This window comes from Mycobacterium sp. NGS68 (assembly GCF_059812195.1).
In genome coordinates, this window is record NZ_JCALCE010000006.1 from 103,128 (window position 1) to 125,584 (window position 22,457).

General features: G+C 69.8%; 24 protein-coding genes and 1 pseudogene. 10 read left to right on the plus strand and 15 right to left on the minus strand.

Annotation, left to right across the window (positions count from 1 at the left end; all coding sequences use genetic code 11):
• Positions 1–59 precede the first annotated feature (59 nt).
• The 3 genes from AC5Y5V_RS09340 to AC5Y5V_RS09350 are packed head-to-tail and all read left to right on the plus strand — an operon-like array spanning position 60 to position 3,216.
• Positions 60–1,010, plus strand: coding sequence for a tocopherol cyclase family protein (locus AC5Y5V_RS09340; RefSeq protein ID WP_499933189.1), 951 nt, complete (start codon positions 60–62; stop codon positions 1,008–1,010).
• Positions 1,007–1,348, plus strand: a complete 342-nt coding sequence (locus AC5Y5V_RS09345; protein ID WP_499933191.1) for a hypothetical protein — start codon at positions 1,007–1,009, stop codon at positions 1,346–1,348. The genes AC5Y5V_RS09340 and AC5Y5V_RS09345 overlap by 4 nt, the downstream gene beginning before the upstream one ends.
• Positions 1,345–3,216, plus strand: a complete 1,872-nt coding sequence (locus AC5Y5V_RS09350) for a GMC family oxidoreductase (RefSeq protein ID WP_499933194.1) — start codon at positions 1,345–1,347, stop codon at positions 3,214–3,216. Before AC5Y5V_RS09345 ends, AC5Y5V_RS09350 begins: the two co-directional genes overlap by 4 nt.
• Here the strand turns inward: AC5Y5V_RS09350 and AC5Y5V_RS09355 are convergent.
• Positions 3,209–3,373: a hypothetical protein gene (locus AC5Y5V_RS09355; protein WP_499933196.1), complete on the minus strand. Its 165-nt coding sequence runs from the start codon at positions 3,371–3,373 to the stop codon at positions 3,209–3,211. The genes AC5Y5V_RS09350 and AC5Y5V_RS09355 overlap by 8 nt on opposite strands.
• 204 nt (positions 3,374–3,577) lie before the next feature.
• Here AC5Y5V_RS09355 and AC5Y5V_RS09360 point away from each other — a divergent pair, with 204 nt between their 5' ends.
• Together AC5Y5V_RS09360 and AC5Y5V_RS09365 are read left to right on the plus strand one after the other, a co-directional pair.
• The gene (locus AC5Y5V_RS09360) at positions 3,578–5,155 is read left to right on the plus strand and encodes an HNH endonuclease signature motif containing protein (RefSeq protein ID WP_499933198.1); all 1,578 of its coding nucleotides are present in this window, start codon (positions 3,578–3,580) and stop codon (positions 5,153–5,155) included.
• Positions 5,156–5,182: 27 nt separating this feature from the next.
• Positions 5,183–5,635, plus strand: coding sequence for a hypothetical protein (locus AC5Y5V_RS09365; protein ID WP_499933200.1), 453 nt, complete (start codon positions 5,183–5,185; stop codon positions 5,633–5,635).
• An 8-nt stretch (positions 5,636–5,643) separates the two neighbouring features.
• Here the strand turns inward: AC5Y5V_RS09365 and regX are convergent, their stop codons facing one another.
• The 6 genes from regX to AC5Y5V_RS09395 all read right to left on the minus strand — a co-directional run bounded on the left by regX (position 5,644) and on the right by AC5Y5V_RS09395 (position 11,714).
• Positions 5,644–6,327, minus strand: coding sequence for a two-component sensory transduction protein RegX (regX, locus tag AC5Y5V_RS09370; protein ID WP_499933202.1), 684 nt, complete (start codon positions 6,325–6,327; stop codon positions 5,644–5,646).
• 19 nt (positions 6,328–6,346) lie between these two features.
• Positions 6,347–7,582, minus strand: coding sequence for a sensor histidine kinase (locus tag AC5Y5V_RS09375; protein WP_499933204.1), 1,236 nt, complete (start codon positions 7,580–7,582; stop codon positions 6,347–6,349).
• A gap of 157 nt (positions 7,583–7,739) precedes the next feature.
• Positions 7,740–8,495, minus strand: coding sequence for a phosphoglyceromutase (locus AC5Y5V_RS09380; protein WP_499933206.1), 756 nt, complete (start codon positions 8,493–8,495; stop codon positions 7,740–7,742).
• A gap of 107 nt (positions 8,496–8,602) precedes the next feature.
• On the minus strand, positions 8,603–9,121 hold the full coding sequence (locus AC5Y5V_RS09385; protein WP_499933210.1) for a type III secretion system chaperone family protein: 519 nt from the start codon (positions 9,119–9,121) through the stop codon (positions 8,603–8,605).
• Positions 9,118–10,398, minus strand: a complete 1,281-nt coding sequence (mshA, locus tag AC5Y5V_RS09390) for a D-inositol-3-phosphate glycosyltransferase (protein WP_499933214.1) — start codon at positions 10,396–10,398, stop codon at positions 9,118–9,120. Before mshA ends, AC5Y5V_RS09385 begins: the two co-directional genes overlap by 4 nt.
• Before the next feature lie 20 nt (positions 10,399–10,418).
• Positions 10,419–11,714, minus strand: a complete 1,296-nt coding sequence (locus AC5Y5V_RS09395) for an ROK family protein (protein WP_499933216.1) — start codon at positions 11,712–11,714, stop codon at positions 10,419–10,421.
• Positions 11,715–11,885: 171 nt separating this feature from the next.
• Between AC5Y5V_RS09395 and AC5Y5V_RS09400 the strand changes: the two genes are divergently transcribed.
• Positions 11,886–12,644 (plus strand): SDR family NAD(P)-dependent oxidoreductase, encoded by a 759-nt coding sequence (locus AC5Y5V_RS09400; protein WP_499933540.1) that lies wholly within the window; start codon positions 11,886–11,888, stop codon positions 12,642–12,644.
• On the opposite strand, the gene AC5Y5V_RS09405 is transcribed toward AC5Y5V_RS09400, so the two are convergent.
• Together AC5Y5V_RS09405 and AC5Y5V_RS09410 are read right to left on the minus strand one after the other, a co-directional pair.
• On the minus strand, positions 12,622–13,914 hold the full coding sequence (locus tag AC5Y5V_RS09405) for a L,D-transpeptidase (protein ID WP_499933544.1): 1,293 nt from the start codon (positions 13,912–13,914) through the stop codon (positions 12,622–12,624). The two genes, AC5Y5V_RS09400 and AC5Y5V_RS09405, sit on opposite strands and share 23 nt — an antisense overlap.
• A gap of 98 nt (positions 13,915–14,012) precedes the next feature.
• A complete protein-coding gene (locus AC5Y5V_RS09410) occupies positions 14,013–15,086 on the minus strand; it encodes a UDP-N-acetylmuramate dehydrogenase (protein WP_499933220.1) in 1,074 nt (357 codons plus the stop codon).
• 26 nt (positions 15,087–15,112) lie between these two features.
• Here AC5Y5V_RS09410 and AC5Y5V_RS09415 point away from each other — a divergent pair, with 26 nt between their 5' ends.
• The 3 genes from AC5Y5V_RS09415 to AC5Y5V_RS09425 are packed head-to-tail and all read left to right on the plus strand — an operon-like array spanning position 15,113 to position 17,503.
• Positions 15,113–15,619: a DUF2505 domain-containing protein gene (locus AC5Y5V_RS09415; protein ID WP_499933223.1), complete on the plus strand. Its 507-nt coding sequence runs from the start codon at positions 15,113–15,115 to the stop codon at positions 15,617–15,619.
• 31 nt (positions 15,620–15,650) lie between these two features.
• Positions 15,651–16,478: a carbon-nitrogen hydrolase family protein gene (locus AC5Y5V_RS09420; protein ID WP_499933226.1), complete on the plus strand. Its 828-nt coding sequence runs from the start codon at positions 15,651–15,653 to the stop codon at positions 16,476–16,478.
• The gene (locus AC5Y5V_RS09425) at positions 16,475–17,503 is read left to right on the plus strand and encodes an LmeA family phospholipid-binding protein (RefSeq protein ID WP_499933230.1); all 1,029 of its coding nucleotides are present in this window, start codon (positions 16,475–16,477) and stop codon (positions 17,501–17,503) included. The genes AC5Y5V_RS09420 and AC5Y5V_RS09425 overlap by 4 nt, the downstream gene beginning before the upstream one ends.
• Here AC5Y5V_RS09425 and deoC read toward each other — a convergent pair.
• The 6 genes and pseudogenes from deoC to AC5Y5V_RS09455 all read right to left on the minus strand — a co-directional run bounded on the left by deoC (position 17,490) and on the right by AC5Y5V_RS09455 (position 21,582).
• Positions 17,490–18,176, minus strand: coding sequence for a deoxyribose-phosphate aldolase (deoC, locus tag AC5Y5V_RS09430; protein WP_499933231.1), 687 nt, complete (start codon positions 18,174–18,176; stop codon positions 17,490–17,492). The two genes, AC5Y5V_RS09425 and deoC, sit on opposite strands and share 14 nt — an antisense overlap.
• Positions 18,176–18,568: a DUF2599 domain-containing protein gene (locus AC5Y5V_RS09435; protein ID WP_499933232.1), complete on the minus strand. Its 393-nt coding sequence runs from the start codon at positions 18,566–18,568 to the stop codon at positions 18,176–18,178. The genes deoC and AC5Y5V_RS09435 overlap by 1 nt, the downstream gene beginning before the upstream one ends.
• 4 nt (positions 18,569–18,572) lie before the next feature.
• Positions 18,573–18,857 carry a DUF2516 family protein gene (locus tag AC5Y5V_RS09440; RefSeq protein WP_499933546.1) on the minus strand — a complete coding sequence of 95 codons (285 nt, stop codon included), beginning with the start codon at positions 18,855–18,857 and terminating at the stop codon, positions 18,573–18,575.
• A 93-nt stretch (positions 18,858–18,950) separates the two neighbouring features.
• Positions 18,951–19,589 carry a heparin-binding hemagglutinin gene (locus AC5Y5V_RS09445; RefSeq protein ID WP_499933236.1) on the minus strand — a complete coding sequence of 213 codons (639 nt, stop codon included), beginning with the start codon at positions 19,587–19,589 and terminating at the stop codon, positions 18,951–18,953.
• Positions 19,590–19,748: 159 nt separating this feature from the next.
• A pseudogene (locus AC5Y5V_RS09450) lies at positions 19,749–20,169 on the minus strand (helix-turn-helix domain-containing protein).
• A gap of 81 nt (positions 20,170–20,250) precedes the next feature.
• Positions 20,251–21,582, minus strand: a complete 1,332-nt coding sequence (locus AC5Y5V_RS09455; protein ID WP_499933240.1) for a DUF445 domain-containing protein — start codon at positions 21,580–21,582, stop codon at positions 20,251–20,253.
• A gap of 104 nt (positions 21,583–21,686) precedes the next feature.
• Between AC5Y5V_RS09455 and AC5Y5V_RS09460 the strand changes: the two genes are divergently transcribed.
• On the plus strand, positions 21,687–22,394 hold the full coding sequence (locus tag AC5Y5V_RS09460) for a TetR/AcrR family transcriptional regulator (RefSeq protein WP_499933242.1): 708 nt from the start codon (positions 21,687–21,689) through the stop codon (positions 22,392–22,394).
• Positions 22,395–22,457: the final 63 nt, after the last annotated feature.

The window sequence follows — 22,457 nt, forward strand, 5'->3', positions numbered from 1 at the left end:
CGTCGATCCTGCGGCCAGGGCCAGCGCCGTGGACGCAGGGCCGATGGGAGGCAAATCGGGTGGACGACGAACTACGCTCGGCCAGCGCGCCACGGTGGCGCGGCAAGGCCGGGCGCCTGGAAGTCTGGTACGCCACACTGTCGGATCCGCTCACCCGCGCCGGCCTCTGGGTGCATTGCGAGACCGTGTCCCCCACGTCCGGCGCCCCGTACGCCCACGGCTGGGCGACCTGGTTCCCCGCGGACGGCCCGCCGTTGACCGAGCGGTTCGGCCCCGAGCCCGTTGCGCCGGCGTCCGGAGCGGCCTGGTTCGACGCCGCGGGCGCCCGGGTGGCGAACGAAGAGCTGACCGGACGGGCCGGGTGCCTGTCCTGGCTGCTGTCCTGGCAGGACGCCGGCGCGCCGCTGTGGACGTTCCCCCGCGTGGCGTGGGAGCGCGAGTTGCTGCCCGGAGCCCAGGTGGTTCTCGCCCCCACCGCCGACTTCGCCGGCTCGTTGAGTGTCGGCGACACCGTGCACCGCCTGGATGGCTGGCGCGGCAATGTCGCCCACATCTACGGGCACGGCAACGCCAAGCGCTGGGGGTGGATCCACGCCGACCTCGGCGACGGCGACGTGCTCGAGGCCGTCACCGCGGTGTCCCACAAGCCGGGCCTGCGCCGGCTGGCGCCGCTGGCGTTCGTCCGCTTCCGCATCGACGGAAAGGACTGGCCCGCAAGCAATCTGCCGTCGCTGCGGATGCGGTCCACGCTCGGTCTGGAGCACTGGCAGCTGGAGGGCCGCATCGACGGCCGCACGGTGCTGATCCGGGTCGACCAGCCCGCCGAGCGTTGCGTCAGCCTCGGCTACACCGACCCCGACGGGGGCGCTGCGGTGTGCACCAACACCGAACAGGCAGACATCCATGTCGAAGTCGACGACCGGCAATGGTCGGTGCTGGGCACCGGGCATGCCGAGGTCGGCCTGCGGGGTGCTGATGCGCCCGTCGTAAACGAAAGGACACCGTCATGAGCTTCCTGCTTGACCCGCCGCTGCTGTTCGCCTCCGGGGTGCTGATCGAGCGCGGTCTGCCCGAGGACCGCCGCGACGTGGCGGAAGCCGCCACCCTCGGCGTGTTCTTCGCCGGGTCGTTCGGGCTCTACCACAACGTGCCCGGGCTCGGCTTCCTGTGGCGCCCGTTCCGCGCCCGCAACGGCCGCGACTTCATGTGGAACAGCGGCGTTTTCGGCATGGACACCACCGAACTGGACACGGCGCGGCACGCCGCCGCCGGCGGCATCTTCGGGACGTATCCGTTGTTCATCAAGCTCGGGCGCCGGCTGGGCCGCCGGCTCGGACAACGCAGATGAGCCGACTCGCGGACCGGGCCACGGCGTCGTTCGGCGCGGCGCTGCTACCGCACGAGTGTGGCGGCCCGGCGCCCACCGAGCTCGTCAAGCGCATCGACCGCTACGTCACCCGGATGCCGGCTTCGACGCGGCGCGCGGTCCACGCCGGGATGCTGTCGCTGGCGACGGCGAGCTACCTGACCACCGGGCGGTCGCTGGCGCGACTCGGCCCCGAACACCGGGAACGGCTGCTGCATCGCCTGGCCGCGCTCAACCCGGATGCGGCCGCCGCGGTCGAGGCGATGAAGGTGATCGTGCTGCTCGCCAACGGCGCGGATACCTATGCGCCCGAGCTGCTTTCGCGGGCCGCCCAGCACGGCGCGGCCCGTCCCGACGCGGCGCTGAACGTCACCCGGTCGGCCGACAGCCGCTCCGTCGTTACCGCCGACGCCGTCGTCGTCGGATCCGGCGCCGGCGGCGCGATGGTGGCCCGCACCCTGGCCCGGGCCGGCCTGGCCGTGGTGGTGCTCGAGGAGGGGCGGCGCTGGACGGTCGAGGAGTTCCGCACCACGCATCCCATCGAGCGTTACGCCGGGCTCTATCGCGGCGCCGGGGCCACGGTCGCGCTGGGACGCCCGTCGGTGGCGCTGCCGATCGGCCGGGCCGTCGGCGGCACGACCGTCGTCAACTCCGGCACCTGCTTCCGGCCGCCGCTGGCCGTGCAGCGGCGCTGGCGCGACGAGTTCGGCCTCGGCCTGGCCGACCCGGACCGACAGGCCGTCCACCTCGACGAGGTCGAGCGCACGCTGCGGGTGGCGCCGGTCCCGCTGGACGTCATGGGCCGTAACGGGCAACTGCTGCTGAACGCCGCCGGCCGGCTCGGCTGGGATGCGGCCCCCATCCCCCGCAACGCGCCGGGCTGCGACGGCTGCTGCCAGTGCGCGATCGGCTGCCCCAACAACGCCAAGTTCGGCGTGCACCTGAACGCGCTGCCCCAGGCCTGCGCGGCGGGCGCCGAGATCATCGCCGAGGCGCGAGTGGAACGGGTGCTGGTTTCCGACGGCCGGGCCCGCGGCGTGCGCGCCCGCCGGCCCGACGGCACCGCGCTTGACGTGCTGGCCGACACCGTCGTCGTCGCCGCGGGCACCACGGAGACGCCGGGGCTGTTGCGGCGCAGCGGAATTGGCGCGCATCCCCGGCTCGGCCGCAACCTCGCGCTGCACCCGGCGAAGATGCTGGCCGGGCGCTTCGAGGACGACGTCTACTCGTGGCGCGGCGTGCTGCAGAGCGCCGCGGTGCACGAGTTCCACGAGTCCCACGGCGTGCTGATCGAGGCGACGTCGACGCCGCCGGGCATGGGGTCGCTGGTGTTCCCCGGCTACGGCTCCGAGCTGATCGGCTGGCTGGACCGGGCCCAGAACATGGCGACGTTCGGCGCGATGGTGGCCGATCAGGGCGTCGGCTCCGTGCTGTCGGTCCGCGGCGAGACGGTGGTGCGCTACAACATCGCCCGCGAGGCCGTCGGGCGGCTGCACGTCGCCCTGGAGGCGATCGGCCGGCTGCTGTTCGCCGCGGGGGCGGTCGAGGTGCTCACCGGTCTGCCGGGTGCCATGACGGTGACGTCGTTGGCGGAATTGCGGGATGCCCTGCGCCGCAGCGACGCGCGGCATTTGCAGCTGGCCGCGTTCCACCCGACGGGCACCGCGGCCGCCGGCGCCGACGCGCAAATCTGTCCGGTGGATCCTTCGGGCCGGCTGCGCGGCGTCGACGGGGTGTGGGTCGCCGACGCCTCTATCCTGCCCAGCAGCCCCGAGGTGAATCCCCAGGTCTCGATCATGGCCATGGCGCTGGCCGTGGCCGACGAGATCGTGGCACTAGCGCCTACATGAGCCCTAGCTGTGACAGCAGCTGGCCCGAATCGCTGACAAAAGCCAAGATGTCGCGGATCCCGCCGCCGACCAGGCAGATGGAGCCGGCGATGATTCCGGTCAACGCCATCCCTCGGCCCCCCGGGCCACCGCGCTGCTGTTCCTCAGCCTGTGCCACGCGTCATTGCTGACCGACCGGGCAAGCGCGCGGCCCAGGCGGGCTTTTGGTGAGTCCACGCGGTGAGCGTTTTGTCGGACAGCGTCTTGTCGGCTGTCACCGGTGTGTCGATCCATCGCGGCGACTTATCGACTTGTCGGAACTGTCACCGATGTCCTGAGACATCACGCGATCTTGTCGGTGGCCTCCGGTACCATCGAAAATATGTTCGAATCAGAAGGTGGTCTCGGCGTCGATCCCAAGCCCAAGCCCGAGCCCGCGCCCGAGCCGGAGTCGGAGTCTGGGTCGGGGGCGTCGCGTCCGGTGCCGGATCCTGAGGTGGTCGCGCGTTTTGATGCGGTGGCTACCAACCTCGCGGCGCGGTTTGCCCAGCGCACTGCGTCCCCGGAGTCCACGCAGTGGGTGGCCCGGATTGCGGCGATGGCGCGGATGGCGAATCAGGCGGCCGGCGCGCAGTTGGTCGCGATCGGGGAGTTATTCGCCTACCGGCTCTCCCAGGCCCCCGATACCCAGCAGTGGGCGGTGGACACGATGGACGCGGTGGCCGCTGAAGTGGGCGCGGGCCTGCGGATCAGCAAGGCCCGCGCGCTCAGCCGTGTCGAGGACGCCCGCGCGCTGCGTGAACGGGTACCGAAGACCGGGGCGGTGTTGGTGGCCGGAGACATCGATCTGGAGGCGTTTCACACCATCGTGTTCCGCACCGATCTGATCGAGGACCCCGAGATCCTGGCGCGGGTGGACGCGGTGATCGCCGCCAACGTGGCGCGCTGGCCCACGATGAGCCACGCGCGGCTGTGCGGCAAGATCGACGCGCTGGTGGCCCGGGTCGATGTCGATGCGGTACGCCGCCGTAAGGAACGCCACAACGATCGGGAGGTGTGGATCGGCGGGGAGATCGACGGCATCGCCCAGCTCACCGGCACCCTGTTCGCCCCGGACGCGCACGCGCTGGATCAGCGGTTGACCAAACTCGCGGGCACCGTGTGCGCGCATGATCCGCGCACCGCCGCCCAACGCCGCGCCGACGCCCTGGGCGCGCTGGCAGCCGGCGCGGACCGGCTGGGGTGTCGCTGCGGGCGCGCTGACTGCGCCGCGGGCACCACACCGCCGGCCTCGCCGGTAACGATCCATGTGATCGCCGAACCCGCCGCCCTGACCGGCACCCCCGGCGCGGTGGCCTCCGAGATGACCGCCGACGGGCTGATCACCCCGGAACTGCTGGCCGAGTTGGCCCACACCGCCAAAGTGATCCCGCTGCTGCATCCCGGTGACGCCCCACCCGAACCCGGCTACACCCCGTCGGCGGCACTGGCCGCGTTCGTGCGGTTCCGCGACCTGACCTGCCGCTGGCCCGGCTGCGATGTCCCCGCACGGGCCTGCGACCTCGACCACACCATCCCCTACGCCCGCGGCGGGCTCACCCACGCCGGGAACCTCAAATGTTATTGCAAGACACACCATTTGGTGAAAACGTTCTGGGGCTGGACCGACCAGCAACTCGCCGACGGCACCGTCATCCTCACCGGCCCGGGCCGACAAACCTACGTCACCACCCCCGGTTCGGCGCTGCTGTTCCCCAGCCTGTGCCACGCCGTCGGCGGCATGCCCGCCCCCGAAACCCCACCACCTGACACGTGTGCGAACCGCACCGCCATGATGCCCAAACGCCGCCGCACCCGCACCCAAACCCGCGCCGCCCGCGTCACAGCCGAACGCCAACACAACCGCGAGGCCCGCACCGCCAACACCCCACCCGTCAACACCGAACCCCCACCCTTTTGAACCGACGGTGGTTATGCTCGCCAGATTATGGAGATCCGGTACCCGGCGATGGCAGCGCTGGCGCTCGTCGCTGCGGCCATCGCAGCCATCGACTGCCCGGCGCCCGCGCACGCCGACTTCCCCGTCCAGTTGCACTGGAAGCTGGCCGGATCGGGCGGAGGGCACATTGACGCGCCGTTCATCTCGAACGTCGAGGTGACCGGCGAGACCTGCGCCACCAACCCCACGAAGGACGGATTCACCGTGGACCAGGGCGGTAGCCCGTTCGGCAAGTGCACCTACAACAAGACCTGGGTGCAGTACTCGGTGACGGTTAAGGGCGTATCGACCAAGACGGTCCCGGTCCGCATCCAGCAGGTCAGCGACGTGGGCTCGACGCCCGTCCTGTTCGACGCGCAATGCGCCCAGCCCTATTGGTGCATCTTCGGACCGGCCCAGAGTTCGCGGAACGCCGACGTCACGGTCGGCGGCGCGTTCTAGCCCCCGAGCTAGCCCTCCAGCTTGTAGCCCAGCCCGCGCACCGTCACCAGGTGCACGGGGTTGGCGGGATCGGCCTCGATCTTGGACCGCAGCCGCTTGACGTGGACGTCGAGGGTCTTGGTGTCGCCGACGTAGTCGGAGCCCCAGACCCGGTCGATCAGCTGCCCGCGGGTGAGCACCCGACCGCTGTTGCGCATCAGGTATTCGAGCAGGTCGAACTCCTTGAGAGGCAACGTGATCGCGTCGCCATTCACCGAGACGACGTGGCGTTCGACGTCCATCCGCACCGGCCCGGACTCCAGCACACCGTCGCTGAAGTCGGAGTCGTCGTCGCCGCCGCGGCGCAGCACGGCCCGGATCCGGGCGATCAGCTCGCGCGCGGAGTAGGGCTTCGTCACGTAGTCGTCGGCGCCGAGCTCGAGCCCGACGACCTTGTCGATCTCGCTGTCGCGCGCGGTCACCATGATCACCGGCACGCTGGACCGCGCCCGCAACTGCTTGCAGACGTCAGTGCCCGACATTCCCGGCAGCATCAGGTCGAGCAGCACGATGTCGGCGCCGGAGCGATCGAACTCGGCGAGCGCCGAGGTCCCGTCGGTCACCACCGTGGCCTCGAAGCCCTCCTTGCGCAGCAGGAAGGCCAGCGGGTCGGCCAGCGACTCCTCGTCCTCCACGATCAATACGCTCGTCATTAGCGCGATTCCTCCAGGGTCATCGACTTAGCTCTTCCTCTCGTTGTGTCCTGCCGGGCCGCACATCGCGGCCCCGTGGTTGTGCGTCCTGGCCGTCCTCGGCGTCATAACCGGGCTGCGCCGGGATAGCGGGAATGGACAGGGTGAACGTCGACCCGGTCCCGGGCTTGCTCCACACGCCGATGCTGCCGTTGTGGTTGGCGGCGACGTGCTTGACGATGGCGAGGCCCAGGCCGCTGCCGCCGGTGGCCCGCGAGCGCGCTTTGTCGCCGCGGAAGAACCGCTCGAACACCCGCTCCTGATCCTCGAGCGCGATGCCAATACCCCGGTCGGTGACGGCGATCTCGACGTTGTCGCCCCGCAGCCGGCGGCTGATCGTCACCGGCGATCCGCTGGGTGAGTACGCGATCGCGTTGGACACCAGGTTGGCCAGCGCGGTGACCAGCAGGGTCTCGTCGCCCAGCACCCGCAAGCCGCTCGGGGCGTCGGTCCGCACCTCGATGTCGGCGTTTTCGGCGGCCACCTTATGACGCGAAATCGCCTCGGACACAACGGTGTCGACTTCGACCTCGGTCATGTCGCGCTGCCTCTCGGCCCCCTGCAGCCGGGACAGCTCGATCAGCGAGGCGACCATGTCGCCCAGCCTGTTGGCCTCGATAAGCACCTTCTCGGCGAACCGGCGCACGGTGTCGGGGTCGTCGGCCGACGCCAGCAGGGCCTCGGCGAGCAGCGCCATCGCGCCGACGGGGGTCTTGAGCTCGTGGCTGACGTTGGCGACGAAGTCCCGCCGGACGGCCTCCATGCGGGCGTAGTCCGACTGGTCGTGCACGAAGACGACGGAGAACCGCCGGTCCTCCTCGCTCAGCAGCCGCGCGTACCCGTGCACCGCCAGCCGCCCCCCGGACGAACGTTTGGCCGGAGCGAGGTCGAACTCGACGTCCTCGCCCGTCAGCGCCTGCCTGGCGGCGCGCCAGGCATGCTCGTCGAGCTGGCGATCGCGAACCAGACCCAAATCCTTGGCCCGGTCGTTGAGGTAGACCACGTCGCGGTGACTGTCGACCACCGCGGCGCCCAGCGGCATCAGCGCAATAATCCGCTGCAGCATCTGCGAGACGGTGATCCCCGCCCACTCGGTGGCGGCTCGTTGGCGGCGCTCGGCGAGGCGCGGGGCCAATCGCACCCCGGCCACCACACCTACGGCAAGTGCCAGTGTGGACAACACCCCGGCCAGCAACAGTGCCGAGAACACAGTCACACCCGAAATCCTACAAATTCGGTGAACGACGCCCTAGCGGAGCGAGGCCAAAAACGGACAAGTCACACGCTGCGCAACAGGTGTTCCGCTGCCGTTAACGTGATGTTTGGCAAAGGGGCCTATTCGGCTTTTCTTAAACCTGCCAAGACCCGCGTAATCACGCCTTCGCGGCACCCTGGCTGGCTACCGCCGCGGCGCCGGCGGCCGCCGCCTCGGGGTCCAGATAGGTGCCGCCGGGCACCACGGGCCGCAAATCAGCGTCCAGGTCGTAGCGCAGCGGAATGCCGGTCGGGATGTTCAACCCGACGATGTCGTCGTCGGACATCCGGTCCAGGTATTTGACCAGGGCGCGCAGGGAGTTGCCGTGCGCGACGATCAGGACCGTCTTGCCCGTGCGCAGGTCGGGGATGATGACGTCGGTGAAGTAGGGCAGGAAGCGCGCCACGACGTCGGACAGGCATTCCGTGAGAGGCCCGCCGCTGATATTCGCGTACCGCGGGTCGGCGTCCTGGCTGTATTCGCTGCCGGGCTCGATGGGCGGGGGCGGGGTGTCGTAGCTGCGACGCCAGGTCATGAACTGCTCGTCGCCGTAGCGGTCCCTGGTCTCGGCCTTGTCCAGACCCTGCAGCGCCCCGTAGTGGCGCTCGTTGAGCCGCCAGCTGCGTCGCACCGGAAGCCACAACAGGTCCGCGGCGTCCAGCGCCAGGTGCGCGGTGGTGATCGCGCGGCGCAGCAGCGACGTGTAGAGCACGTCGGGCAGCAGGCCCTGCTCGGCCAGCAGCTCGCCGCTGCGCACGGCCTCCGACCGGCCCTTTTCGGTCAACCCGACGTCGACCCAACCGGTGAACAGGTTGAGCGCATTCCACTCGCTCTCGCCGTGGCGAAGCAGAACCAGCGTGCCGGTGTCTCCCATGCCGGTTAGTCTCTCACGCGCTCCCAGAGAATCGCCGAGCGTAACCACACTGCGAAATCCGGCTCGAACTTTCGCAACCCCAGTACGCTCGCGACGCCGAACTCGCCCTAGTCGTCATCGTCGTCGATCAGGTGCGCGAACGCCTCCAGGTTCTTCAGCGACTCCCCGCGCGACACCCGCCACTCCCACTCCTTCTGGATCGACGACCGAAAACCCAACTCCAGCAACGTGTTGAAGTCCGAGTCGACCGCCTCCAGCACCTGCCCGAGCACCCGGTCGATCTCGTCGGCGTCAACCGAGGCCAACGACATCCGGCCCACCAGGTAGATGTCGCCGACGTTGTCCAGCGTGTAGGCGACGCCGTACAGCCGCCGATTGCGCTTCAGAAGGAACTTGTAGACGCCCTCGTGGTTCTCGTCGGGTTTGCGGCACACGAACGCCTCGACGCGCACCGAATGCTCCCCGATGGTCAGGATGGTGTTGGTCTTGAGCTTGCGCTCGCCGGGCAGCTCGACGACCAGGCCCGGCAGGCCGCCGTGGGCGCCGCCGTGTTCGGAATATGTCAGCTCGCTGGCCCGCAGGGCCCGCACGATCACGTCCTGCACCGCCTCCGGCGTGGACGTCACGCGCGGACCAACTCGTCGCGCAGCTGGGTCCGGAAATCGGCGATCGCGCGCCGGTAGCTGGCCAGCAGCGCGTCGGTGGTGTGCTCCCAGGAGAACGTGGCCGCGTGCGCGGCTGCGGCGCGGCTGATGGCCGCGGCCTGCGGTCCCGCGCCCAGCCGCAGCAGGCCATCCAGGGCTACCGCCCACTGGTCGACGCCGTGGCCGGACACCAGGGTGCCGGTGATCCCGTCGCGCACCGCGACCGGCAGCCCACCCACCGCGGCCGCCGCGACCGGGGTGCCGCAGGCCTGCGCCTCGAGGGCGACCAGGCCGAACGACTCCGAGTAGCTGGGCACCGCGACCAGGTCGACGGCCTGAAACAGGGTGGCCAGGTCGGTGCGGGACTGCGGCGGCAGGAAGGTCACCCGATTGGTGATGCCGAGTTCGGCCGCCAGCCGAACCAGACCGTCCGGCGACGCCAGGCCGCTGCCCGACGGCCCGCCGGCCACCACGATGCGCACCCCCGGGAGTTTCGCGGCCGCCCGCAGCACGATGTCGGGCGCCTTCAGCGGCTGGATACGCCCGACGAAGGCGACCACGCTTTCGTCCGGCGGCAACCCCAGCGCGGCTCGCGCGGCGCGCCGGTCGCCCGGCCGGAACACGTCCAGATCGACACCCGGATGCACCACGTCGATCCGCGCCGGATCCGCGTGGTGGATCGAAACCAGTTGCCGGGCTTCGTCATCGGTGTTGACGATCAACCGGTCCGCCTCGTCGACGACCTGCTGTTCCCCGACGGTGCGCAGCGGCGGCTCGGGGGTGTCGCCGTCGGCCAGCAACGCGTTCTTCACCGCGGCCAGCGTGTGCGCGGTGTGCACCAGCGGCACCGCCCAGCGGTCCCGGGCCAGCCAGCCGACCTGCCCGGACAGCCAATAGTGGGAGTGCACGATGTCGTAGTGCCCCGGTTCATGGGAAGCCTCGGCGCGCAGCACCCCGGCCGCGAACGCGCACAGCTGGGTCGGCAGGTCGTACTTGTCCAGGCCCTCGAACGGCCCGGCGACGACGTTGCGGACCAGCACCCCGGGTGCCACCCGGGTGACCGGCGGATCCGCCGACGAGGTGGCCCGGGTGAAGACCTCGACTTCGATACCCCGCCGGGCCAGGTGCAACGCGCTCTGCAACACGTAGACGTTCATCCCGCCCGCGTCGCCGATGCCCGGCTGCGCCAGTGGTGAGGTGTGCACCGCCAATACCGCCACCCGGCGCGGGTCGTTCACTGCCGAGTCGTCGTGGCGCACTCTTTCATCTTTACAGGACGCTAGGCGGTCGACTCGGGGATGGCATCCCGCAGCCGGGAGTCCAGCGCCCCGGAACGCCGCATCGCGCTCAGCGGGTCGGCATAGAGCCCGCCCAGCGACACGATCCCCGCCCCGGCTTCCTGCACCCGGTTGCCGAAGGCGGTGACGCGGATGTCGCGCGGCGGCAGCACCGAACGCGCGGCGAACGCGGCCTCGACCTGCTCCATGCCCTCCGGATACTCGGTGAAGGCCTGGCCGCCGACCACCAGCTCGTCGGGATTGAGCAGGTCACGCAACAACGCGACCGCTTCACCCAGAACGTGGGCCCGCTCCGCGAGCAGCTCCCGGGCCTGCGGATTGCCGGACCGGGCCACGCGCAGCAGGTCCGTGATGGCGGCGGCGGGGCCGGTCGTGCGGTTGGCGGTGCCAGGCAGGATGCGCAGCCGGCGGGCGGCGGCCAACACCGCCTCGTCGCTCACGGTGGATTCGAGCTGTCCGGTGCCGCCGAGCAGCTCGGACTGCACGGGCAGGGCTGCGATGGTGCCCGGCCCGCTGGTCGGGCAGTGCACCCGACCGCCGATCACCAGCGCATAGCCCACGGTCTCGCGGGCGTAGACGTAGAGGCTGGTCGGCGAACTCGGCGCGAATCGCCGCATGCCGAGCAGCAATTCGGCGCCGGCCATGGCGTCCACGTGGGAGGCCACCGACACCGGCAGGCTCAGCGCGTCCGCCAGCACCTGGCCGACCGGCGCCTGGCGCCAGCCGAGCCGGCTGTGGTCGACATTGCCGGTCGCGCTGTCGACGGTGCCACCGACGGCCACCCCGATCCACAGCGGCGTGCGCCGATGCCAGCGCCGCAGGTACCGCCCCGCGCTGTCGGCCAGCGAGGCCAGCGCGGGTCCGGCCGCGCTGCGCGGCGTCGGGGTCTCGACGGTGTCCAGCGTGCGGCCGAACAGGTCGGTGGCCACGATGCTGGTGGTCCGGGCGCCGATGTGAATGCCCAGCGTCACGAACGGCTCGTGGTTGACCTCCACGGGCACCCGCGGGCGCCCGATGGCACCGGAGACGGCCAAATCGGCGCGCTCGCGCAGCAGGCCGGCGTCGAGCAGGGCGATGACCTGACGGTTTACCGTCGCGATGCTCAGCTTCGTGACCCCGGCGATGACGTCACGGCCGACGGGCCCACGCAGGCGCACCGCCCGGAAGACGGACGCGGCGGCCGAGTCAGACAGATGCAGTGCCGGCGGCACGATCTGGCGGTGTGATCGCGGCTGGCCGCGACGGGGGGAATGGTGGGAAAGAGATGTTGAGCGCACGAGCGTCCTTAGTCCGAGTTCTGTTGGCCGGTCCCTGGCCACCCCTGAAACTCAGGCGTGGCAAAGTACGCGGCGACAACACGCGCCCGCGTAGAAACACGCGGTCGGAGTGTTGAACAAGGCGCTGCGGTGCACATCGAGAAATTTAGCACGTTTATTAGAGTTGTCCCCGTGATCGCCGCCGACGAACAGAAACGGGTTGCAGTCGTCACCGGTGCCAGCTCCGGAATCGGCGAGGCAACCGCCAGAACGCTTGCAGCTCAAGGGTTTGCTGTGGTCGCCGTGGCGCGTCGCGCGGACCGGATCAACGCCCTGGCCGACGACATCGGCGGCACCGCGATTGTGGCCGATGTCACAGACGAAGCCGCCGTAGCGGCGCTGGCCGACGCCCTGGATCGGGTGGATGTGCTGGTGAACAACGCCGGCGGGGCCCGCGGCCTGGAATCGGTCGCCGACGCGGACATCGAGCACTGGCGCTGGATGTGGGAGACCAACGTGATGGGCACGCTGCGGGTCACTCGCGCGCTGTTGCCCAAGCTGATCGCCTCCGGCGACGGCTTGATCGTCACCGTCACCTCGATCGCCGCGCTGGAGATTTACGACGGCGGGGGCGGCTACACCGCCGCCAAGCACGGCCAGGGCGCCCTGCACCGCACGCTGCGCGGCGAGCTGCTGGGAAAGCCAGTGCGGCTCACCGAAATCGCGCCGGGGGCGGTCGAAACCGAATTCTCGCTGGTGCGCTTCGACGGCGACCAACAGCGCGCGGATGCCGTCTACAGCGGGATGACGCCGTTGGTGGCCGCCGATGTCGCCGAGGTGATCGGGTTCGTGGCGTCGCGACCGCCGCACGTCAACCTGGACCAGATCATCATCCGGCCCCGCGACCAGGCGTCAGCGACCCGCCGCTTTAACCACCTGGCCGGGAAGTAGCGGTCGTCGACGTGGTGGTCGTCGGCGTGCCCGACAGGCTGGGCGCGTTCGACGGGGTGGCCGGCGCGGTGACCGGGATCTTGCTGGCCGGCGGGCGCGCCGACGGCGGCGGCAGCGCCGACATCGACACCCAGGTGTTCCAGTCCACCGCCCAGTCCCAGATGTCGCCGTCGGAATAGGACAGCTGGATCGAGCTGCCGGTCACCTCGACCGGGTCGCCATACATCGCCGTGGGGTAGTACTCGGCGGCATCGGCCGTCGACAGGTTGATGCAGCCGTTGGTGACGTTGCTGTTGCCCTGCGCACCGGCGCTGGACGGGTTGGCGTGGATGAACTCGCCGTTGTTGGAGATCCGCACCGCCCAGCGTTCGTGGGCGTTGGTGTAACCGGCGGCCGGGTTGGACATGTAGAAGTCGGCGTACTTCTCGGTGACCACGTGGATGCCGTTGCGGGTGACGTTGCGCGCCTTGTCGGCCTCGCCGTAGCTGCACGGGAAGTCCATGATGACGCCGGCGTCGGTGACCACCTGGATGCGGTGGGACGTCACCTCGGCCTTGACCACCTGCCGGCGCCCGATCTGGATGCTCAGCGAAAAGTCCTGGGCGCCGTACGCGCCGTCGCCGAACGGCAGCCCGTACAACTTCGCGTCAACGTTGACGGTGGTGCCGGCCGGGTAGTACTCGCGGGGCCGGTAATGGATGCGGGCGCCCTTGGCCTCGTCGGGCAGCCAGGCCCAGCTGCCCTCCACCGGCGGGTTGGTGGTGACGGTCAGCGCGCGCTCGACGGCGGCCTTGTCGGCGATCGGCGCGTCGAACTGGATGATGATCGGCGCCGCGACGCCGACGGTCTGGCCGTCGGCCAGCTGGAACCCGCCGTCGATCTTCTTGCTGGGAGTGACGGTGGTGAGCTTGCCCTTGACCGGTATCGCCTTGCCGTCGTGGCCGACGGCGGAACCGCTCCAGGTGTAGGTCGCGTCGTAGCCCAGCGGCTCGGTGGTGGTGTAGACGGTGCGGTCCTGGTTGAAGGTGCCGGCGACGGCCTTGCCCGACGAGTTCGTCAGGGCGACGTGCTGCAACCAGCCGTCGCCCACCTCAACGCTGATCGGCGCGATGGGCACCACGTCCTTGGCCACCCCGGAGTCCAGGGCCGGCTGGAACTTCAGCTCAGCCGCCGCGGGCGGCTTCTTATCGGCCAGTTTGGCCACCGGATTGGAACAGGCGGCCAGAAAGTTCGGGGCGAACACACCGACCCCGAGGGCCGCCAAGGCCATGCGCCGATTGATCGGCGGGGGCGTACTGGAGGTGCTCACGACATCCCAAGATACCGGGGAGATAACGGTATTACCCCATCGCAACGGTGAGACAAGCGCTACAACACGCACCCAACCAGCACTGGCTCGGGTTTCAGTGTGATACCGAACACATCGGCGACCCCGTCGCGGATGGTGCGGGCCAGCGTCAGCACATCGGCGGTGGTGGCGCCGCCGCGGTTGGTCAGCGCGAGGGCGTGTTTGGTGGACAGCCGGCAGGGCGCCGCCTCGTCCGGATAGCCCTTGCCGAAGCCCGCCCGTTCCACCAGCCAGCCCGCGGCCAGCTTGACTCCGTCCGGCGCCGGGTACCGCGGCACCGGGCCGTCGACCGCGGCGGCCAGCCGCTCGTAGACGTCGGGCGCCACCACCGGGTTGGTGAAGAACGACCCCACGCTCCAGGTGTCGTGGTCGGCGGCGTCCAGCACCATGCCCTTGGCGGCCCGCAGCGCCAACACCGCCGCCCGGACGGCCCGCGGTTCGGCTCGCTCGCCGCTGCCGGCGCCCAGGGCGGCCGCCAGCTCGCCGTAGCGCAGCGGAGCGCTGCGGCCGGAGGGATCCAGCGCGAACTCCACTTCCAGCACCAGGGCGGGCGTCTGCAGGCCGTCGGCGCGCTTGAGCACGCTGGTGCGGTAACCGAAGCGCAGCTCGGCGGCCGGCACCCAGCGCACCTCGCCGCTGCCGCGATCCAGCAGCCGGACCCGGGTGATGGTGTCGGACACCTCCGCGCCGTAGGCCCCCACGTTCTGCACCGGCGTCGCTCCGGCCGATCCCGGGATCCCGGACAGGCATTCCAGGCCGCCCAGCCCCCGCTCGAGGGTTTGGACCACCACGTCGTCCCAGACGGCGCCCGCCTCGGCGCGCACCAGGTTGCCGTCGATCGCGACGCCGTCGTTGGCCAACCGGACCGCGGTCAAGTCGGTCAGCGCGTCGGAGAGCACCAGGTTCGATCCGCCGGCAAACACCAGGGCCTCGGCGTCCAGTTGGCGCACCGTCGCGATCACCTGTTCCGTAGTGGCACAGGTGATTAGGCGCCGGGCGACCGGTCCCACGCGCAACGTGGTCAGCGGGGCCAGCGGCACCGCCTCGGCGACGCGCGCGCCCGCAAACTGCGCGCCCGCTTCGCCCGGTTTCATGGGCCGTAACGGTAGCGTGACGGGCTATGCCGCGTTCGTTCGACATGACCGCCGACTGCCCGGGCAGCGTCGAAGACGTCTACCGGGCGTTCGGCGACGCCGACTACTGGCAGGGCCGGCTGGCCGTCACCGCCGCCGACGAGGCGGTGCTCGAGTCGCTGCGGGTCGCCGACGCCGATATCGGGGTGGTCACCCTGCAGGTGGTCCACAGCCAGCAACTGCCCGGACTGATCACCCAGGTGCACCGCGGGGACCTGGGCATCCGGCGCAGGGAAAGCTGGGGCCCGATCGACGACGGCACCGCGACGGCAGCGCTGACCGGCGAGATCGTCGGCGCCCCGGCGGCGTTGTCCGGCACCGCAACCCTGACCCCGATCGTCGGGGGCGGCTGCCGGATGGCGTATCAGATCAGCATCCAGGTGCGGATCCCGCTGATCGGCGGCAAGATCGAGAAATTCATCGGCGCGCACCTGGCCGGTGTGCTGGAGGCCGAGCAGCGCTTTACCGCGGCTTGGCTCGGCGACCACCCCTGAGCCCCCTGAGCCCCGGCCTAGGCTGAGGGCTATGCGGATCGCGCTGGCGCAAATCCTCAGCGGCACCGACCCAACGGCAAACCTGGAGCTGGTGCGCGACTACACCGGCCGCGCCGCCGAGGCCGGCGCGCGGCTGGTGGTGTTCCCGGAGGCGACGATGTGCCGGTTCGGCGTCCCGCTGGCGCCGGTCGCCGAGCCGCTGGACGGGCCGTGGGCCGAGGGGGTGCGGCGGATCGCGACGGAGACCGGCATCACCGTCGTCGCCGGCATGTTCACCCCCACCGACGACGGCCGCGTGACGAACACGCTCATCGCCGCCGGTCCGGGCACCCCCAACCGGCCCGACGCGCACTACCACAAGATCCACCTCTACGACGCGTTCGGCTTCACCGAGTCGCGCACCGTCGCGCCCGGCCACGAACCGGTGGTCGTCACCGTCGATGACGTGCGGGTGGGCCTGAGCACCTGCTACGACATCCGCTTCCCCGCCCTCTACACCGAGCTGGCCCGCCGCGGCGCCCAGCTGATCGCCGTGTGCGCGTCCTGGGGCTCCGGTCCCGGCAAACTCGAGCAGTGGACATTGCTGGCGCGGGCCCGGGCGCTGGACTCGATGAGCTACGTGGCCGCGGCGGGGCAGGCCGACCCCGGCCGGCAGTCCGGCTCCAAGGCGCCGACGGGCGTGGGCGGCAGCCTGGTCGCCGGCCCGTTGGGCGAGGTGGTGGCGGCGGCGGGGGCCGACCCGCAGCTGTTGGTCGCCGAAATCGACGTCGCCGACGTGGCGGCGGCTCGAAAAAACATCGCTGTGCTGCAAAACCGCTCACACTTTGCTCAGACAAATAGGGCAGAATCGCCAGAGTGACGAATCCGCAAGGACCGCCCGGCGACCCGACGGCGTGGGGGCGGCCCGGCAATCAGGGGCCCTTCAACCAACCAACCGAGCGCATCCGCGGCGGCCAGTTACCCGGAGGTTCGCAGGACGCCACTCGGCCCGGCCAGCTGCCCGGGCCGACCGAGCAGTTCGCTGCGCCCCGCGCCAACGCCCAGCAGCAGCCCTACTCGCCGCCGCCGGTCCCGCCCGGCCCGCCGAGAGACCGGCTGGCAACGCCGAAGGAAGAGCCGGCCGCGCCGGCGAAGAAGAAGCGCAGCCTGCGCAGTCCGCTGTCCATCTTTTTGGTCCTGATCATCGTCTTCGCGGTGGTCGTCGGCGTGTTGATCACGGCGGAGCTGATCGTCCGGGGCAAGGCGACCAGCAAGATCGCCGAGGTGGCGGCGTGCAAGACGCAGGACTCGGCGACCGCGAAGTTCGGGGTGGCGCCGCTGGTGCTGTGGCAGCTGGCCACCGATCACTACACCAACATCACGGTCGAGACGGCCGGGAATCATCTGCGCGACGCCCAGGGCATGAAGCTCCTGCTCAACATCAAGGACATCCGGCTCAAGGACAGCGGCGACTCTAAGGGCACCATCGGCTCGATCGACGCGACGATCACGTGGACGGCGACGGGCATCCAGCAGACGCTGAAGACCGCCATTCACGGGCTGGGCAGCTACCTGTTCAGCAGCGTGACCACACAGCCCAACGACCAGACGGTCGCGCTGAAGGGCCCGCTGGACAACATGGTGGTCAAGCCGGAGGTCTCCAACGGCGGCCTCAAGCTGGAGATCGTCAGCTTCAACGTGGTGGGCATCAACCTCAACAAGCACAAAGAGGACGCCCAGAAGTATCTCGACGACTACACGTCGAAGCTGGACGACCAACTTCCGCTCGGCATCAAGGCCGACAAGGTGGAGGTCACGGGCAGCGGCGTGGTGGCCCATTTCGGCGTACAGAACGCGAACATCCCGAACAACAACACCCAGGACGAGTGCTTTACGAAGCTGTGAGCCCGTCGAGCACCGCCCGGGTACCGGACAGGCCCAGCCGGGTGGCGCCGGCGTCCAGCATCGCCAGCGCGTCCGCCGCGGTGCGGATGCCGCCGCTGGCCTTGACCCCGAGTCGCCCGCCGACCGTCTCGGCCATCAGCGCGACGGCGGGCACCGACGCCCCGCCCGCGGGATGAAACCCGGTCGAGGTCTTGACGAAATCCGCGCCCGCGTCCTCGGCGGCGCGACACGCGTCGGCCAGCGTGCGCGGACCTGCTGAGTCCAGCAGCACCGCGGATTCCAGGATCACCTTGAGCACGGCGCCGCCGTGATCCGATATCGCGGCCCGGACGGCGGCGATGTCGGACCGCACCGCGTCCAGGTCACCGGCCAGCGCGGCGCCGATGTCGATGACCATGTCGATCTCGGCGGCACCGTCCGCAACGGCCGCGGCGGCCTCCTGCGCCTTGATCGCGGGCAGGTGCTTGCCCGACGGGAAACCCGCCACGGCCGCGACCCGCACGGCACCACCGGCGGCCCGGACCGCGACCGGCACCAGCGAGGGCGAAACGCAGACCGCGCAGACACCCAACTCGGCGCCCTCGGCGACCAGGGCGCGCACGTCGGCGCCGGTGGCCTCGGGCTTGAGCAGCGTGTGGTCGACCAGCGCGGCCACCTGCTCGCGGGTCGGCATTAGAACCGCTCCTCGGGGGCGCCGGGATTGCAGCGGGACGCGATCATCTCGGAGTCGCCGACGACCGGCCGCCACGGCTCGAGGTTCCAGCTGGTCTTGCCGGGCTCCGCGAGCTCGGCGAACTGCCAGTGGCAGAGGAACTGGGCGCGCATGCCGGGGGTGTCCGCGTCGGGCGCCAGCGCGAGCACCTCAGCCCAGGCCTGGTCCCCGGCGTCCGGACGCGCCTGCGCGGCCGCAGCCCGCCCGGCCGGCGTCGGGAACACCCGCAGGCTGGTCAGCTGCCCGTACCGGGTCCACTGGGTGTGGTCGATGAAGGCCGTATCGGCTCGGGCGGATGGCGCGAACAGCACGGCGGCGGCCAGCGCCAGCACCGCCGCCATCAGGGCTTTCATGCCCTCAGCGGGACTTGCCCTGGATTTCCAGCAGTTTCGGCCGCACGTCGACGAGGTATACGCCCGCCGCGCAGGCGGCGATCGCGATCCCGAGCACGCCCAGCACGGGATAGAGAAGCGAGGTCAGCGCCACGGCGCCGGCCAGGATGATCAGCCACACCGGCTTGGTCAGCTTGTCCGCGGCGGTATAGGCGTCGGGTCGCTGCATCGCGGCGTGCACAAACGCGTACACCGACGTCACCAGCACGGCGATCGTCAAGACCAGCATGACGGTGTTCACGACGTTCATCACGCCTCAAGGGTATTGGGCACCGCCGTAAACGTCGACTCCGAGCCGCCCCGGGCGGGGCGACTCGGAGTCGAGTGTGTTGCTAGCGGTCGATTACTTCTGGGTGACCTTCTTGGCCGGAGCCTTCTTGGCCGGAGCCTTCTTGGCGGCGACCTTCTTGGCGGGCGCGGCCTTCTTGGCCGGGGCGGCCTTCTTAGCCGGCGCGGGGGTCTTCTTGGCGGGCAGCTCGATGCCGACCAGCTTGGCGGCGCGCTCGCCGACGGCGCGGGTCTGCTGCGCGACGGTGCCCAGCGCCTCCTGGGTCAGCTCGGTGACCTGCTCGACGTAGCCCTCGGCACGCGCCGACGCGTCCTCGAACGCGGACTGGGTGCGCAGCCGCTCCAGGGCGGCCTCGCCGCGTTCGACCAGCTCGTTGTAGCGGCCGGTGGCGGCCTCCAGGTAGCCCTCGGCGGCCTTGCGAAGCTCCTCGGAGGTGAACTTCTCGCGCAGTTCGCCGAACTTCTCGGGCAGGGTCTCCTGGATCTTGGTCAGCCGGTCGCGGGTCTCCTCGACCCGGCCACGGGTGTCGGTGCGGGTCTCCTCGGCGCGCTCGCGCAGGTTGGCGCGGGTGTCTTCGGCGCGCTCGCGCAGGTTGGCGACGAGGTCGTTGACGGTGGCCAGCGCCAAGTCGGCCGCGCCCAGCGCCGCCAGCAACGGAGCCCGCAGGTCCTCGATGTTCGGGTTTTCAGCCATGTTTTCTTCCTTTCATGGATTGTTTTCGTTCGGCTTATTTGCGTATCTGGTCTGGTGGAAGTTAGGGCAAGCGTCGGCTCCTCGGAAAGGAGTAGTCAAGACCCGCGGATTGACATCACACGCGGCTTGCTGCGGAAAACCTCCTGCTATTCGTCGGGTCTAAGGGCCAAACCCGTCATTCGACGGTTTCGGTTTGGCTCGGACATTCCTCACGGACGGACTCATTCTGGAAAGTAAAGGACGCGTAGATGTCGAGCAGGACCTGCTTCTGACGCTCCGTGATCGACGGGTCGGTGATGATTGCGTCCCGCACTGGACTCGCCTCGCTCGGCTCGAGAATCCCGGCTCGCACGTAGAGGACCTCGGCGGACACCCGCAGCGCCTTTGCTATCTGGTTCAGGACGTCGGCGGACGGTTTGCGCAGTCCGCGCTCGACCTGACTCAGGTACGGGTTGCTGACACCAGACCGCTCGGCGAGCTGGCGCACCGAGACGTGGGCCGTCTCACGCTGGCTTCGAATGAAGGCACCGATGTCGGAAGCCGCAGTCGACACCTTATCGGCGAGCTTTTCCTCCGCCATAGGTGCCTCCTCGATTCATCGGTACTGGTGTACCAAGAATACGGAGGAATGCTTGCTTTTGCAAGCGCTTGTTAGCACTCGTCAGAACAACACCTGCGCGACGGCGTAGATCACCAGGCCCGCCAGCGCACCCACCACCGTGCCGTTGATCCGGATGAACTGCAAGTCGCGACCGACGTGCAGCTCGATCCGCCGGCTGGCTTCCTCGGCGTCCCAGCGCTCGATCGTCTCGGTGATGATCGCGGTGATCTCGACCCCATATTGCGAGACCAGATGCTGTGCGGCGCGCACCATCCAGTTGTCCACCTTGTCGCGCAGTTCGGCATCGTCGCGCAGCTTCTCACCAATTCGAACCACGGTGTCCGCAATCCGCGTGCGCAGCGTGCTGGACGGGTCCTCGACGCCCTCGAGGACCAACCGCTTGAGCGTCTTCCACGCCGACGCGGCCGCGTTGGCAATCTCCTCGCGCGCCATCAGCTGCTCCTTGATGGCATCGGCGCGCGCGATCGTGGACGGGTCGTTCTGCAGGTCGTCGGCGAACTCGAACAGGAAGCGGGTGGCCGAGCGCCGCAGTTCGTGGTCGGGATTGCGGCGCACCTTGTCGGTGAAGTCCATCAGCTCGCGGTGGATGCGGTCCCCGACCATGTGGTCGACGAACCGCGGCGACCAGGTCGGCGAATCCCGTTCCACCACCCGCTGGATGACCTCGCCGGCGTTCAGCGACCACTGGAACGCCCGGTCGGCCAGCAACTGGATCAGCGCCTCCTGCCGATTCTCCGCCAGCAGCGTCGCCAGCACCCGCCCCACCGGCGGGCCCCACTGCGGCTCGGCGATGCGGCGCACGATCATCCGGTCGATCACCTGCTGCACGTCGTCGTCGCGCAACAGCTCCACCAGTACCCGCAGCACGGTCGCCGTCTCGCTCGCCACCCGCTCGGCGTGCGCGCGCTCGGACAACCACTTGCCGAGCCGACCAGGCACCTCCGCGTCGCGCAGCTTGGTCTCGACGACCTCCGCCGACAGGAAGTTCTCCCGCACGAACGTGCCCAGGCCCTCGCCGAGCTGGTCCTTCTTGCGCTTGATGATCGCGGTGTGCGGGATCGGGATGCCCAGCGGGTGCTTGAACAGCGCGGTGACCGCGAACCAGTCCGCCAACGCACCCACCATGCCGGCCTCCGCGGCGGCGCCGACGTAGCCGACCCAGTCCGGCACCGCCCCCTGCGCCTGCGCCCACCGGCACGCGAGGAACACTCCGGTGGCGCCGATCAGGAAGCTGAGCGCCACCACTTTCATCCGCCGCAACGCCCGCCGTCGCTCGGCGTCCGCCTCGGGATCCGCCCCGGCGAACGACTCCGCGAAAGACGTGCGGGCGGGGCGCGTCACCGCCGCCGGCGGGTCGACTCTGTGGGCCACCCCACCATCATCCACGTGACAGCGAGTCGTCAGCCACCATCGACCCCCCCGGGCTGGCCGCGGGCACTACTATCGAGGCGTCTAGTGAATGGAATCCGGCGAAAGTGACAGAGCAAATCCCGGTTGTGACCGCTAAGACGGACGGTCGCAAGCGACGTTGGCATCAGCACAAAGTTGATCGCCGAAACGAGCTGGTGGACGGCACCATCGAAGCGATTCGCCGACAGGGCCGCAACCTCAGCATGGACGAGATCGCCGCGGAGATCGGCGTCTCCAAGACCGTGCTGTACCGCTACTTCGTCGACAAGAACGACCTGACGACCGCGGTGATGATGCGCTTCGCGCAGACCACGCTGATTCCCAACATGGCCGCGGCGCTGTCGTCGAACCTGGACGGCTATGACCTCACCCGCGAGGTCATCCGGGTGTACGTGGGAACCGTGGCGGCCGAACCCGAGCCGTACGGCTTCGTCATGGCCAACAGCTCGGGCAGCAAGAGCAAGGTGATCGCCGACTCGGAGCGAATCATCGCCCGCATGATCGCGGTGCTGCTACGGCGCCGGATGAAGGAAGTCGGCATGGACACCGGCGGTGCCGAGCCGTGGGCGTACCTGATCGTCGGCGGCGTACAGCTGGCCACCCACTCCTGGATGTCGAACCCGCGGATGAGCCCCGACGAGCTGATCGACTACCTGACGATGCTGAGCTGGAGCGCGCTGTGCGGGATCGTCGAGGCGGGCGGGTCGCTGGAGAAGTTCCGCGGTCAGCCGCATCCTTCGCCGATCGTCCCGCCGCGCGAGGCTGTGACCTAAAGCCCAGGCCGGAAAATACGGTTTCGGCCCTGTCACGGGCTAGCATGCAGGGATTGCTTCGGA

Bases quoted from the DNA above. Each gene is read 5' to 3' on its own strand.
- AC5Y5V_RS09380 (WP_499933206.1), bottom strand. From the start codon at position 8,495: ATGGGAGACACCGGCACGCTGGTTCTGCTTCGCCACGGCGAGAGCGAG.
- AC5Y5V_RS09415 (WP_499933223.1), top strand. From the start codon at position 15,113: ATGCCGCGTTCGTTCGACATGACCGCCGACTGCCCGGGCAGCGTCGAA.
- AC5Y5V_RS09365 (WP_499933200.1), top strand. From the start codon at position 5,183: ATGGAGATCCGGTACCCGGCGATGGCAGCGCTGGCGCTCGTCGCTGCG.
- AC5Y5V_RS09440 (WP_499933546.1), bottom strand. From the start codon at position 18,857: ATGAACGTCGTGAACACCGTCATGCTGGTCTTGACGATCGCCGTGCTG.
- AC5Y5V_RS09405 (WP_499933544.1), bottom strand. From the start codon at position 13,914: ATGGCCTTGGCGGCCCTCGGGGTCGGTGTGTTCGCCCCGAACTTTCTG.
- AC5Y5V_RS09350 (WP_499933194.1), top strand. From the start codon at position 1,345: ATGAGCCGACTCGCGGACCGGGCCACGGCGTCGTTCGGCGCGGCGCTG.
- AC5Y5V_RS09435 (WP_499933232.1), bottom strand. From the start codon at position 18,568: ATGAAAGCCCTGATGGCGGCGGTGCTGGCGCTGGCCGCCGCCGTGCTG.
- deoC (WP_499933231.1), bottom strand. From the start codon at position 18,176: ATGCCGACCCGCGAGCAGGTGGCCGCGCTGGTCGACCACACGCTGCTC.
- AC5Y5V_RS09420 (WP_499933226.1), top strand. From the start codon at position 15,651: ATGCGGATCGCGCTGGCGCAAATCCTCAGCGGCACCGACCCAACGGCA.
- regX (WP_499933202.1), bottom strand. From the start codon at position 6,327: ATGACGAGCGTATTGATCGTGGAGGACGAGGAGTCGCTGGCCGACCCG.
- AC5Y5V_RS09410 (WP_499933220.1), bottom strand. From the start codon at position 15,086: ATGAAACCGGGCGAAGCGGGCGCGCAGTTTGCGGGCGCGCGCGTCGCC.
- AC5Y5V_RS09445 (WP_499933236.1), bottom strand. From the start codon at position 19,589: ATGGCTGAAAACCCGAACATCGAGGACCTGCGGGCTCCGTTGCTGGCG.
- AC5Y5V_RS09360 (WP_499933198.1), top strand. From the start codon at position 3,578: ATGTTCGAATCAGAAGGTGGTCTCGGCGTCGATCCCAAGCCCAAGCCC.
- AC5Y5V_RS09345 (WP_499933191.1), top strand. From the start codon at position 1,007: ATGAGCTTCCTGCTTGACCCGCCGCTGCTGTTCGCCTCCGGGGTGCTG.